The sequence below is a fragment of the Wolbachia endosymbiont (group A) of Pipizella viduata genome (genome assembly GCF_964028555.1).
In the GTDB taxonomy this organism is placed as follows: domain Bacteria; phylum Pseudomonadota; class Alphaproteobacteria; order Rickettsiales; family Anaplasmataceae; genus Wolbachia.
On record NZ_OZ034787.1, the window covers coordinates 1,233,881 to 1,246,004 of the forward strand.

Sequence of the window (12,124 nt, forward strand, 5' to 3'; positions counted from 1 at the left end):
AAAAAAAAGTGGAAAGAGGAGGGTCGAAAATCACGCAGACGGAATGGGCAAGAGAACTGGGAGTTTCAAAGCAATACGTCTGTTACTTAGTAAAGAAAGGAATAGTTGAGCTGGAGGATGGTTTGATTGACCGAGAACAAGCAAATAGAGCAATAGAAGCAATTAGAGATCCAAATCAACCACTGAGGAGAAAAGGTGGAGAAGAAGGGGAAAAAAGAGGAAATAATGAACTTTCCACGATGTTGCTTAAAACCCGGATAAAAAACGAGATGGAGCGGGGAAAATTGTTGGAGGCAAAGGCAAAAGCTGAAATTGGTGAACTTATCTCAGTAGAAGAAGTAAAGACTGAAGCATTTAACGTGGCAAGAGTAGTGAGAAACAATCTTTTGAATATCCCAGACAGAGTATCAGCATTACTGGCATCGATAAATGACACAGAGAAGATCCATAAAACGTTAACAGAAGAGATTACCAATGCACTCGAAGAATTATCGAAAAATACATTTTAATGACTACTGTTAATTTATATTCAAATAATTTAAAATTATTAAAGAAAATTAGTAGACGCCTTATAATAATAGGCTCAATAGCTATAAGCATCTCTATTTCTACAGCATATGCAGGAATAATTGCAGTCATTATTCTAAGTTGTTTTGCTAAAGAATCAACAGATGTCCACTGTAAACAACCAAGTTCTACTTTTACCGATATGGAAGTAGAAAATGTAGCAAAATTTTGGCAGGCAATGGTGTGATGTATAGCAGTAGCTTTTATACATGGTTAAAGCCAGATCCGCTACTTAAAGTATCAGAGTGGGCAGATAGAAATCGTCAACTTTCAACGATAGCATCATCAGAACCAGGAAAATGGAGAACAGAGAGAACGCCCTACCTCAGAGAAATAATGGATTCACTATCTTCGTCTTCACCGGCTGAAAAAGTGGTATTCATGAAAGGAGCGCAGATTGGAGGAACAGAAGCAGGGAATAACTGGATAGGTTATATTATTGATCAGACGCCAGGGCCAATGCTGGTAGTACAGCCAACAGTAGAAATGGGCAAGCGTTGGTCAAAGGGAAGATTTGCGCCGCTCATTGAAGATACCCCATGTTTAAGGAGTAAAATAAAAGACCCAAGGTCGAGAGATTCAGGCAATACTGTGCAGAGCAAAGAGTTTCCGGGAGGAACGGTAGTAGTAACTGGGGCAAACAGTCCAGTGGGTCTGCGCTCTATGCCGGTAAAATATCTTTTTTTAGATGAAGTAGATGCATATCCAGGAGATTCAGGAGGAGAAGGAGATCCAGTTCTTCTCAGTATCGCGCGAACTAATACTTTTGCTCGTCGAAAGATTTTTTTGGTATCGACACCAACAGTTCACGGAATAAGCAGAATAGAGAAGGAATTTGAGAGTTCAGACAAACGTTACTTTTTTGTACCTTGTCCACATTGTAATTACTATCAGGTGCTAAAATGGCCACAGATAAAGTGGGAAGATAAAGAACCCTCAACAGCCCAATACGTTTGCATAGAGTGTAGGGGAGAAATAAAAAATCATCAGAAAACAGAGATGCTAGCCCGTGGAAAATGGAGAGCTACAGGGAAAGAAGGAAAAAAAGAGGCAAAAGAAGGGACAAAAATAGGATTCCACCTTTCAAGCTTGTATAGCCCAGTTGGCTGGTATAGTTGGAAACAAGCAGTAGAAGATTATCTGCATGCGAAGGAAAATGAGCAATTACTGAAAGTTTGGATAAATACAACACTCGGAGAAACCTGGGTAGACAAAGGAGAAGTACCAGACTGGAAGCAACTATTTGAGCGTCAAGAAAATTTTCCGATAGGTATGGTGCCAAAAGGTGGAAAAATAGTGTTGACGGCAGGGGTTGATGTGCAAAAAGATCGGTTAGAAGTAGAAGTAGTAGCATGGGGAAAAAACCGAGAAAGTTGGTCAATAGACTACCAGGTATTTGAAGGAGATCCGGGAGGGGAAGAAGTATGGGGAAAACTTTCGGAGTTATTAAATCATCATTTTATCGGTGAAAATGGGCTTGAATACATGATAAGTATGATGGCGGTTGATGCTGGTTATGCAACACAAGAGGTATACAACTGGGTAAGAGGTCACCAGGGCTCTGGGAGAGTAATGGCAGTGAAAGGGGCAAACAAAGCGCTAGTGCCACTGAGCAGCCCAAGTAGAGTAGATGTAACAGTTAGTGGACAAAAGCTAAAGAGAGGAATGAAGCTGTGGCCAGTTGGGGTATCGATATTAAAGTCCGAGCTTTTTCAATTACTTAATGTTTCAATAGAAGGGGCGCCGGGGTATTGTCATTTTCCAGAGTATCCACCTGAATATTTTAAGCAACTTACTGCAGAACAACTAATTACCAAAGTAGTAAAAGGGTATACCAAGCAAGAATGGCAAAAGATAAGAGACCGAAATGAAGTACTAGATTGCCGAATTTACGCAAGAGCAGCGTCTATTGCCCTGGGGATTGATCGTTGGCCAGAGAGTAAATGGGAAAGTTTAGTAGGAGAAAAAGCTAAAAAGTCAAAGAGAGTGAGAAGAAGTCAATGGTTGAGTGAGAAAAGTTGATGTACAACCAAGAATATTTAACTCAAGTAGAAGAAGCGATAAAGAAGCTACAGAGCGGAGAGAGAGTAGTATCAATTGCGTACGGCGATCATGTGGTTAGGTATGGAGAAGTTCAGATAAAAGATCTATTGGATTTAAGACAACGAATTAAATCTGAATTGAAAGTAGCAGGTGTGAAGCCGAAGAGAAAGATTGTTATTGCAACTAGTAAAGGAGTGGTATGAGAAGTTATATGATGGAAAATGAGTATCCGGACTTTTTAGAGCATTTAAAGTATATTATAGCCACAGGTAATATAGCATCAGGAAAGTTTATAAATGCAGTGGTAGACCTCTCGCATTGGGATAAGAACGTAGATTTCAAATTAGCAAAAGAAGATGGTATAGCTGGCGTCATTCATAAAGCAACGCAAGGACTGAAGTATATTGATCCAACGTATGTAGAAAGAAGAAAAGCTGCTGAAGAAGAGGGACTTTTATGGGGTTCATATCATTTTGGAGTAGGAGAAAACGGAAAAGATCAAGCTAACCATTTTTTAGAAACAGTAGGAGATCATTCTCAAGCATTGCTTGCGCTTGATATTGAAGAAAACCAAAGCGGAAAAAACATAACGCCAAAGCAAGCAGAAGATTTTGTTGATAGAGTTCACGAAGTAACAGGTCGTTTACCACTGATTTATGGAAGCACCTATTTTTTAGAAGATTTTGTCACACCAATTTTGACGGAGTGCCCATTGTGGATTGCAAGATGGGGAGAGGAGCCTGTGTTACCAAAGGGGTGGAATAAGTGGGTTTTATGGCAGTACACTGATGGAAAAGTGGCACATGAAGTTAAAGGAATAGGAAGATGTGACAGAAATAAGTTTAACGGAACAATAGAAGAATTAAAGAATTTTTGGTTATCAGGATGTTAAAGACCTTAAAACAACTATTTAGTAAGCCAAAAATCAAGAGCTCAGCCTGGGATGCATCAGGTTCAGGAAGGAGATTATTGCACTTTCAACCAGAGTCAGGAAGTATAAATAGCTTACTTTCCCAAAGCCTTGAACACTTACGCAGTCGGTCTCGTGATATGGTAAGAAAGAACTCCTATGCGGCAAACATAATCGATACGATAGTGAGTAATTGCGTTGGAACAGGGATAAAACCGCAATCAAAAGCTAAAGATGGAGAGTTTAGGAAAAAAATCCAAGAATTATGGCTGAGATGGACAGATGAAGCAGACAGTAGCGGAGTGAGTGATTTTTATGGGTTACAAGCTTTGGTTTGTAGGAGCATGATAGAGGGAGGGGAATGTTTTGTAAGACTCCGAACAAGAAAACGAGAAGATGGTCTTTGTGTGCCGTTGCAACTGCAAGTACTGGAATCAGAGCATTTAGACAATAAGAGCAATCAAACCCTTGCCAACGGTAATGTAATTAGAAACGGGATTGAGTTCAATAGGCTTGGGCAGAGGGAAGCATATTACCTATTTAGAGAACACCCTGGAGAAGGATCATTTGGCGAATCAGTTCGTGTACCAGCAAATGATGTTTTACATATCTATAGACCACTAAGACCTGGGCAGATTCGAGGAGTACCGTGGTTGTCCAGTGTACTGTTAAAGCTCTATGAACTTGATCAATATGACGATGCGGAATTAGTGAGAAAAAAGACTGCAGCGATGTTTGCAGGGTTTATTACCAGACTCGATCCTGAGGCAAATATTTTAGGTGAGGCGCAAGCAAATGAGCATGGAGTAGCACTATCAGGTTTAGAACCTGGGACTATGCAACTTTTAGATCCAGGGGAAGATATCAAGTTCTCGGAACCATCAGATGTTGGAGGAAGTTATGAAGCATTCATGAAACAGCAGCTCAGAGCAATAGCAGTAGGCATGGGAATAACTTACGAGCAGCTAACAGGAGATCTAAGTGGTGTCAATTATTCATCAATCCGAGCTGGGTTAATAGAGTTTCGCCGGAAGTGCGGAATGTTACAGCATAACATAATGGTATTTCAATTTTGCCGTCCGGTATGGGATAGGTGGTTAGAATTAGCCCTACTCTCAGGAGAACTTGATATAGGCAAAGAATGGACGAAAAAAGGGGGAAAAGAAGAAGTAAAATGGATAGCACAAGGATTTGATTGGGTGGATCCGCTAAAAGACCAGCAAGCACAGCAAATGGCGGTAAGGAATGGGTTTAAGAGTAGGTCAGAGGTGGTTTCGGAACTTGGTTATGATGTAGAAGAAGTCGACCAAGAAATTGCCGAAGATCAAAGACGTGCTAGTGAACTGGGCTTAAATTTTGATTCTGATGTGAATTCTAATGCTGAAATGATATAAAATTCTATTTCTATGACAAATGGGTTTTTATTGCCCCAGACACAAATAAAAAATTTTAAAAACATATGACGACACAAATAAATTGGATGAATAAGCCGATGATGATAGAGCAAAGGAGTTTTGAATTATTGTCATTACATGCTGGAAAACACCCTACGTTTAAAAACATAAAACACACTGCAGAAAACAACGTAGAAAAAATAGCAATAATACCAATACATAGAATTTTGACCAAGAAACCAGGAGCTTTTGATGACATGTTGGGAATGACATCGTATGAGCAAATAGAAGAACAAATTAAACAAGCATTAGCAAATAGTAGTATAGAGACAATTTTACTGGACATAGACAGCCCCGGAGGGGAAGTAAACGGTTTATTCGACCTTTCTGACTTTATTTACGAAGCAAGGGCATTAAAAAAGATCGTAGCAATAGCAAATGACGATGCATATTCTGCGGCGTATGCGATAGCGTCAAGTGCTGAAAAAGTATTGGTAACAAGAACATCAGGAGTTGGAAGTATAGGAGTAATAGCAAGTCATATAGATCAAAGTGGGTTCGATGAAAAACAAGGGATAAAATATACCACAGTATTTGCAGGAAGTCGAAAGAACGATTTAAATCCGCATGAGCCAATAACATCAGAAAGTGTGGAAAGCTTACAAAAAGAAGTAGATCGTCTATATGAAATGTTTTTGCAGCTTATAGCAAGAAATAGAGGTCTTTCAACGGAAAAGATCAGATCAACGGAAGCAGGGCTATATTTTGTTGAGAAAGCAATAGAGATTGGACTTGCGGATGGAATCACAACGTTTTCTGAATTTATAGATAATTATAGGAGAAATAATATGACTAAAACTGAGATAAAAGAACAAGCAATAGATATTGATGATCTAATTGAGCAAGGAAGATGTTTAGGGTACGAGAGCTGCCGCACGGAAGTATTAGAGGTAATACGATTATGTAATTTATCAAAGATGCCAGAGAAGATAGGGGAATTTATTGAGCAGAATGTAAATGCGAAACAAGCGCAAGAGATATTAATGTCGATACTAGCAGAGCGTACGAAGAAGACAGAGATTTTGAGTACAATACCGCAAAATACACCAGAAGACTTGATGATGCAGGTAGCAAGAACTCGAGCGCAATCTGGCATTTGAGAAATTTAGGTACCAGCAATTACAAATGCCGCGGTAAATAAGTCCGCCAGAACAGGCAATTATAACCGCGGCGTATAGCAATAATAAACACCGCGGTAAACAAAGCGCGCCACAACTATAACCGCCGCATATAACAACTATAAACACGGCGGTAAAACTAAAGGAAAAAAAGGGGAAATATGACAAGTATAACTGAAACAAATAATTTAGGTGATCTTCTGAAATATGAAGTATATAGAGATTATACAAGAGAGGAAATAACCTTAGCCAAAGGACAAAACCTCAAACTTGGAACAGTTGTTGGCTATGATAAAGATAACATGATTAAGATAATAAATCCGACAGCCACGGATGGGACGCAAACAGCAATAGGTGTAATCATAAGTGATGTGAACGCAACCAAAGCAGTAATCATTACACGGATAGCAATGCTAGCTGATCATGCAGTGATGTGGCCAGCAAATATCATCGAAGAGCAGAAAGCTGCAGCAATAAAGCAACTTGAAACACGAGGGATCATCATCCGCAAGGGAGTTTAACGAGCTACCAGACTCAGCAACTTACATAGAAACAACTTAAAACACACAGCATTAAAGGGAAAGGGGGAAAGAATGCAAAATCCATTTACAAATCCAGCATTTAGTATGACGGAATTAACTAAAGCAATAAACATATTGCCGATAAATTATGGTCGCGTCGAAAATTTAAATTTATTTCCAAGTAGATCGGTAAGATTTCGACATATTACGATAGAAGAGCAAAACGGGGTATTGAGTTTATTACCAACGCAAGTTCCGGGAGCACCAGCAACAGTGGGAAAACGTGGAAAACGAAAAATAAGAACATTTACGATACCACATATTCCCCATGATGATGTAGTGTTACCAGAGGAAGTGCAAGGGATAAGGGCATTTGGGTCAGAGAATGAGCTGAAAGCATTGGCAGATGTAATAACGGATCATTTGCAGATGATGAGAAACAAACACGCGATAACGTTAGAGCATTTGCGGATGGGGGCGCTCAAAGGAATAATTTTGGATGCAGATGGCAGTGAGTTATTAAATCTGTATAACGAATTTGAAATTACACCAAAAGTAGTAAATTTTGCACTGGGAACAGCAACAACCGATGTCAAGCGTAAGTGTCTGGAAGTATTGCGCCATGTTGAAGATAACTTAAGTGGTGAATATATGACGGGGATTCATGCGCTGGTCAGTCCTGAGTTTTTCGATGCATTAACTTCTCATACCAAGGTAAAAGAAGCATACGAGAGATGGCAAGAAGGAGCAGCATTAAGGAACGACATGAGATCAGGATTTACGTTCTGTGGAATAACATTTGAGGAGTATAGAGGGCAAGCAACTGACCCTGAAGGAAATGTGAGAAGGTTTATAGAAAAAGATACGGGGCACTGTTTTCCACTTGGTACAGCCAACACATTTACTACTTACTTTGCGCCAGCAGACTTTAATGAGACGGTAAATACACTAGGACAACCGTTATATGCAAAACAAGAGCCAAGAAGATTTGATAGAGGGACCGATTTACATACTCAGTCAAATCCTTTACCAATGTGCCATCGCCCAGGAATATTAATCAAAGTCGTTGCAGCATAACAATACTGGTAGAGCAACTACAAAAGTGGTGAGGCATGAAAGTGCTCTACTAGTATGCCCCTTCTTAGCGTGCATGTAGAGATTAGTGCATAAAGGTAAAGTATGCAAGAAAAAATAAAAAGATTATTGAAAGATTGTTTTGCACATTTAGGAGAGCAAGCGTTGTATGAGTCAAGGGATAAGTCGTACATGGTGCAGATATTAAAGCAACAGCCAGATAAATTATATGGAATTGGTGAAGGACAATTTGTAGGAGAAATTTTGACTTTAGAAGTAAGTGTGTTTGATGTATTAAAGCCAATGGTGGGAGATACTTTTTCCATAGGTAGTTGTAGATACAGAGTACACTCACCGCCGCTTAGGGATAATTCAGGAATAATCTGGAAAATTCAAGCGTCAGGGGTGTAAATGCGTATTAACGTTGAAGTTACCGGTAGTATTGAAAAGGTAATACAAAGTATAGATGCTGAAAGGAAAAAAGTGGAAAAAGCGACGGTGAGGGCATTAAACAAAACAGCGCTGTGGGTAAGGTCACAAACTGTCAAACAAGTTAGCGAAGAAAAATAAATACCAAAAAAAGCGATGAGAAAAAAGTTAAGTGTGGATAAAGCAAATAGAAAGCGTTTGTGGTCAGTAGTAAAGCTTAGTTCCCAGTGGATAGGAGTAGCAAAACTTGGAAATATAAAGCAGACAAAGATAGGAGCAAAAGTAGGAAGCCGTATGTATGAAGGAGCATTTATAGCAACAATGAAAAATGGTCATATAGGAATATTCAAAAGAAGGTACATGACACCGTTACCAATAGATGAAATTAAAGTAAACACGCAAGCTCGGGAAATAATGAAAGAGTTAGTTGATAATGAAGTAGAGAGAGTATTTGAGAAGTATTTTGATCAGCAAATGAGTTATATGAAATAATGTTCTGGGGAAATTTACATCAGGCAATCTGTAATAAGCTCAGGGAAGAAATCCCAGCAATACAAACGTGCGAAATGTATAGAGCGGTACGTCGGGAAATAATAGCGCCAGCAGTGTTTGTAGAGCTTGTGAGTTTGGAACCAGGAAAAGATCCGGGAACAGAGGAATTAGCGTTGAGGGCAAGATTTGAGGCAAGAGTAGTAGTTGATGGAACAGTTGAGGATTCTCAGGTAGTGGTAAGGTCACTGGCAGCGGAAGTTGCGAGAGTAGTGAATAAGAATACTTGGGACGTGGAAAATGTTTCAGCAGGTGAATTTATATCAGCAGGAGGAGATGATTTTAGGCCAGAATTAGATGCATATCTAGTGTGAATGGTTAAATGGGTGCATGAAATCCATGTAGGCAAGTCAATATTTTCAGGCGGAGTTACGCCGCATATTATAGAGATAGGTGAAGTACATGTTAGACCATAATTTTGCGATTGCAGAGCTAAATAGAAGGCTAGCGAACATTATTCGTATAGGTCTAGTTAAAGAGATAGACTATGAAAAGGCAAGAGTGCGGGTAAAAGTAGGAGAATTTTGACCGATTGGTTACCGTGGATAACAACAAGAGCGTGAGAAGATAGAAGTTGGTTTTCCCCAGATATTGATGAGCAGGTGATGGTATTATCGCCATATGGAGAGTTGTCATTAGGGGTGGTGTTACCGGCAATATATCAGGAAAAGTATCCTCCTCCGGAAAGTAAAAAAGAAGTAAGTAGTGTAGTATTTAAAGATGGAACAAAATTATCGTACGACAAGGAGAATCATCATCTTGAGATTGAAGTAGTAGATAAAATAACGCTAAAAGTTGGAAAATCGAGTATAGAGATGACAAAAGAAGGAATAAAACTTAAGGGAAGGAGAGTTGATCTCAATTGACATGAGAAGAGCTATAGTTTGTATAGGAGATCATTGCATGGGGATACCGGTTCATGTTTGTATGAGTGGTAGTAACGACGTTTTTGTAAACGGTAGATCTGTTTGTCGAAAAGGAGATATCTTAACTCTAGGTGAGAAACTAACGCAAGGGTCAAACAGCGTATTTGTTAATGGTATTGGCGTAACAAGAACAGGAGACTTGGCATCGTGTGGTTTTCATGTAATGAGTATTAGCAAAAATGTATTTGCGAGCTAAAAATGCGTGGGATGAGCAATAAAACGGGAAAAGAGTTGGAAGGACTAGAGCACCTGAAACAGTCAATAGTTGATATTTTGACCACACCAATTGGTAGTAGAATCATGAGAAGAGATTACGGTTCAAGATTATTTGAATTAGTAGATAAGCCAATCAATAGGGATTTTACGCTAGAAATTTATGCAGCAATAGCAGAAGCACTACAAAAATGGGAAAAGAGATTTAAGTTAGAAAAAGTAAAAATAACAGAAGTGAAAGAAGGAAAAGTAACGCTTGACCTAGAAGGATTGTACTTACCAATGGGGGAAAAGATTCGCTTTGATGGAATTGTGGTATAAAGATGGAGCAGCCTAACATTATTGAGCCACTGAACTTCGAAGAAATCTTTTCACGTATGAAGGAGGAGTTGATACGTCGAGACTCAAGTTTTACAGCATTAGTAGAAAGTGACCCAGCAATAAAGATTTTAGAGGTAGCAGCATGGCGAGAACTTTTGCTCAGAGAAAGAATAAACGAAGCAGCAAGGGGCAACTTACTTAAGTTTGCAAGGGGAGAAGAACTTGATGATTTAGCTGAATTTTACGGAGTGGAAAGGGAGAACGGGGAAAAGGATGAACGATTTAGAAAAAGAATCAAGGCAAGAATAGTTGGCTCAAGCACAGGAGGAAATTATCGGTATTATGCATTATCAGCAGATACGAGAGTAAAAGATGCATTAGTAGAATCACCTGTACCAGGAAAAGTACAAGTTTCAATCTTATCCACAGAATTATCCACACTGCCAGAAGAATTACTAGAAATTGTCAGAAATCAGCTAAACAGGGAGGATGTGAGGATTTTAACAGATACAATTGAAGTGGTAAGTTGCAATATTATTGAAATAGATATCCACAGTAAAATTAGCATTAAAAGACCAGATATTATTGAAACGGTGAAGAAGAAATTTATAGAAAAATTTGAAACAACGAAAAGATTAGGATGGAAAGTAACGAAATCATGGATTATAGCCAACCTGTTTGTGGATGGGGTAGAAAACGTAGAATTAATCGAGCCAAGAGAGGATGTTGTGGTACTGGGGAATGAGTGTGCTTTCTTAAAAAGTTTAAATGTTGAGTTGAATTAATGCTATTACCACCAAACGCAGCAAAGCAAGAAAAAGCGCTGATTGATGCAATCGATTACAAAGTAGACCCAAGCTGTGTAAAAGGATTTAAATTTAGCCCAGGGGAAAAAGTATTGCCGTGGATAATAGAGGAATATGGGTTAGAAGAGATTCTGCGTTGGGCAAAAGAGAAAAGAAGAGCGATAAAAGAAGGGGTAGAATTTCAGCGTTTAAGAGGAACACCAGCGTCACTAAAAATAGCATTAAAATGGGCAAATATAGAAGATATTACAATTATTGAAGAGCCACCCGGAGAACACTTTTTTGAATTACAGATAGGGATAAAAGATGTTCCGAAAGACTTCTTTGTTGATGCAGTAGTAGAACTAGCAAAACTATCATTACCTGCAAGATCACGGCTAGTGAGGATTTTTAACGATTATTATAATGCGCAGAGATTTATATTGGATGAGAGTTTATTTGGAGATCTTCTTTCTGACTATTCAGGGGTAAAAATAGAAAAAGATGGACCAGTGTTATCATTTGGTCGGAAGAACACATTTGAGCTAAAAATCTTAAATCCAACTTTTAAGTTTGGTACTTTTCGGATTCATTATGAGCAGGCATTAAGTAATGATCTGTATAGGCTAGATGTAGCAATACTTGGAGAAACCGAGCCTCACACAAAGAATTATAACGGTATTTATGAAAGAAGTCATCAGTGGAATAATTTAAAAACGTTATATCCGCTACCACAGAGCTTATTACCTGAGATTAAGTTTGCTAAAGCGCAGATAGTATTATCGGACAGTTGGAGTTTAGGAGAAATAAACGCATGTTTTCCAGTAAGTAGTATAGAAGAGAGGGGAAAAAGGTTTTTACTAGGAAGTGATAAGCTATCTGAACAAGTGTGGAATTTAAAATACAAGCCAATTTTAGAAAGGTTTAGCGTTACCTATCATTACAAAGTAGAAAACTCTACCGATCAAAAAGTTATAAGATTTGGTTTAGCAAAGCACTATGTTCATTTTGAAAGCGAATTAAATTCAGAGCAAAAGGATGCAATACAGGAGTTAGAAAATTACATTTTAGTATTTTACCCAGGTGTACTAACTTGGCATGAACATCGACATTTGAACAGGTCCTGGGAAGAAAAACAACCTATATGCTTAATGAATTAAATACATATATTTATATCTTCATATACTACATTAACATTCGGTAAAAATGTGTGT

At 38.6% G+C, this 12,124-nt stretch carries 16 protein-coding genes and 2 pseudogenes; all 18 read left to right on the forward strand.

Annotated elements, in window-relative coordinates; genetic code table 11:
- Nucleotides 1-8 precede the first annotated feature (8 nt).
- Nucleotides 9-509 (forward strand): hypothetical protein, encoded by a 501-nt coding sequence (locus tag ABWU50_RS05960; RefSeq protein WP_353275767.1) that lies wholly within the window; start codon nt 9-11, stop codon nt 507-509.
- Nucleotides 509-754 (forward strand): hypothetical protein, encoded by a 246-nt coding sequence (locus ABWU50_RS05965; protein ID WP_253308919.1) that lies wholly within the window; start codon nt 509-511, stop codon nt 752-754. The genes ABWU50_RS05960 and ABWU50_RS05965 overlap by 1 nt, the downstream gene beginning before the upstream one ends.
- A complete protein-coding gene (locus ABWU50_RS05970; protein WP_353276385.1) occupies nt 751-2,589 on the forward strand; it encodes a phage terminase large subunit family protein in 1,839 nt (612 codons plus the stop codon). The genes ABWU50_RS05965 and ABWU50_RS05970 overlap by 4 nt, the downstream gene beginning before the upstream one ends.
- Entirely contained in the window at nt 2,589-2,813 is a 225-nt protein-coding gene (locus ABWU50_RS05975; protein ID WP_353275768.1) for a gpW family head-tail joining protein, read from the forward strand. Before ABWU50_RS05970 ends, ABWU50_RS05975 begins: the two co-directional genes overlap by 1 nt.
- Entirely contained in the window at nt 2,810-3,502 is a 693-nt protein-coding gene (locus ABWU50_RS05980) for a glycoside hydrolase family 25 protein (RefSeq protein WP_353275769.1), read from the forward strand. The genes ABWU50_RS05975 and ABWU50_RS05980 overlap by 4 nt, the downstream gene beginning before the upstream one ends.
- Nucleotides 3,496-4,914, forward strand: a complete 1,419-nt coding sequence (locus ABWU50_RS05985; protein ID WP_353275770.1) for a phage portal protein — start codon at nt 3,496-3,498, stop codon at nt 4,912-4,914. Before ABWU50_RS05980 ends, ABWU50_RS05985 begins: the two co-directional genes overlap by 7 nt.
- Nucleotides 4,915-4,979: 65 nt before the next feature.
- Complete coding sequence (locus ABWU50_RS05990) at nt 4,980-6,074, forward strand: S49 family peptidase (RefSeq protein WP_353275771.1); 1,095 nt, start codon at nt 4,980-4,982, stop codon at nt 6,072-6,074.
- A gap of 179 nt (nt 6,075-6,253) precedes the next feature.
- A complete protein-coding gene (locus ABWU50_RS05995; RefSeq protein WP_353275772.1) occupies nt 6,254-6,613 on the forward strand; it encodes a head decoration protein in 360 nt (119 codons plus the stop codon).
- Between the two features lie 72 nt (nt 6,614-6,685).
- Nucleotides 6,686-7,690, forward strand: a complete 1,005-nt coding sequence (locus ABWU50_RS06000) for a major capsid protein (protein WP_353275773.1) — start codon at nt 6,686-6,688, stop codon at nt 7,688-7,690.
- Nucleotides 7,691-7,792: 102 nt separating this feature from the next.
- The gene (locus ABWU50_RS06005; protein ID WP_264731113.1) at nt 7,793-8,098 is read left to right on the forward strand and encodes a hypothetical protein; all 306 of its coding nucleotides are present in this window, start codon (nt 7,793-7,795) and stop codon (nt 8,096-8,098) included.
- The gene (locus ABWU50_RS06010; protein WP_353275774.1) at nt 8,099-8,257 is read left to right on the forward strand and encodes a hypothetical protein; all 159 of its coding nucleotides are present in this window, start codon (nt 8,099-8,101) and stop codon (nt 8,255-8,257) included.
- A gap of 15 nt (nt 8,258-8,272) precedes the next feature.
- Nucleotides 8,273-8,608, forward strand: a complete 336-nt coding sequence (locus tag ABWU50_RS06015; protein ID WP_353275775.1) for a phage tail protein — start codon at nt 8,273-8,275, stop codon at nt 8,606-8,608.
- Nucleotides 8,608-9,081, forward strand: a pseudogene (locus ABWU50_RS06020) (hypothetical protein). Before ABWU50_RS06015 ends, ABWU50_RS06020 begins: the two are co-directional and overlap by 1 nt.
- A pseudogene (locus tag ABWU50_RS06025) lies at nt 9,068-9,531 on the forward strand (phage baseplate assembly protein V). Before ABWU50_RS06020 ends, ABWU50_RS06025 begins: the two co-directional pseudogenes overlap by 14 nt.
- 1 nt (nt 9,532) lies before the next feature.
- Entirely contained in the window at nt 9,533-9,787 is a 255-nt protein-coding gene (locus tag ABWU50_RS06030; RefSeq protein WP_264731107.1) for a PAAR domain-containing protein, read from the forward strand.
- A gap of 2 nt (nt 9,788-9,789) precedes the next feature.
- Nucleotides 9,790-10,125 (forward strand): GPW/gp25 family protein, encoded by a 336-nt coding sequence (locus ABWU50_RS06035; RefSeq protein WP_353275776.1) that lies wholly within the window; start codon nt 9,790-9,792, stop codon nt 10,123-10,125.
- A gap of 2 nt (nt 10,126-10,127) precedes the next feature.
- A complete protein-coding gene (locus ABWU50_RS06040; protein WP_353275777.1) occupies nt 10,128-10,910 on the forward strand; it encodes a baseplate J/gp47 family protein in 783 nt (260 codons plus the stop codon).
- Nucleotides 10,910-12,070 carry a phage tail protein gene (locus tag ABWU50_RS06045; protein WP_353275778.1) on the forward strand — a complete coding sequence of 387 codons (1,161 nt, stop codon included), beginning with the start codon at nt 10,910-10,912 and terminating at the stop codon, nt 12,068-12,070. Before ABWU50_RS06040 ends, ABWU50_RS06045 begins: the two co-directional genes overlap by 1 nt.
- The last annotated feature ends 54 nt before the right edge of the window (nt 12,071-12,124 follow it).

Coding starts and splice junctions, on each gene's coding strand:
- ABWU50_RS05985 (WP_353275770.1), top strand. CDS start 3,496: ATGTTAAAGACCTTAAAACAACTATTTAGTAAGCCAAAAATCAAGAGC.
- ABWU50_RS06030 (WP_264731107.1), top strand. CDS start 9,533: ATGAGAAGAGCTATAGTTTGTATAGGAGATCATTGCATGGGGATACCG.
- ABWU50_RS05975 (WP_353275768.1), top strand. CDS start 2,589: ATGTACAACCAAGAATATTTAACTCAAGTAGAAGAAGCGATAAAGAAG.
- ABWU50_RS06015 (WP_353275775.1), top strand. CDS start 8,273: ATGAGAAAAAAGTTAAGTGTGGATAAAGCAAATAGAAAGCGTTTGTGG.
- ABWU50_RS06035 (WP_353275776.1), top strand. CDS start 9,790: ATGCGTGGGATGAGCAATAAAACGGGAAAAGAGTTGGAAGGACTAGAG.
- ABWU50_RS06005 (WP_264731113.1), top strand. CDS start 7,793: ATGCAAGAAAAAATAAAAAGATTATTGAAAGATTGTTTTGCACATTTA.
- ABWU50_RS06000 (WP_353275773.1), top strand. CDS start 6,686: ATGCAAAATCCATTTACAAATCCAGCATTTAGTATGACGGAATTAACT.
- ABWU50_RS06010 (WP_353275774.1), top strand. CDS start 8,099: ATGCGTATTAACGTTGAAGTTACCGGTAGTATTGAAAAGGTAATACAA.
- ABWU50_RS05990 (WP_353275771.1), top strand. CDS start 4,980: ATGACGACACAAATAAATTGGATGAATAAGCCGATGATGATAGAGCAA.
- ABWU50_RS05965 (WP_253308919.1), top strand. CDS start 509: ATGACTACTGTTAATTTATATTCAAATAATTTAAAATTATTAAAGAAA.
- ABWU50_RS05995 (WP_353275772.1), top strand. CDS start 6,254: ATGACAAGTATAACTGAAACAAATAATTTAGGTGATCTTCTGAAATAT.
- ABWU50_RS05980 (WP_353275769.1), top strand. CDS start 2,810: ATGAGAAGTTATATGATGGAAAATGAGTATCCGGACTTTTTAGAGCAT.
- ABWU50_RS06045 (WP_353275778.1), top strand. CDS start 10,910: ATGCTATTACCACCAAACGCAGCAAAGCAAGAAAAAGCGCTGATTGAT.
- ABWU50_RS06040 (WP_353275777.1), top strand. CDS start 10,128: ATGGAGCAGCCTAACATTATTGAGCCACTGAACTTCGAAGAAATCTTT.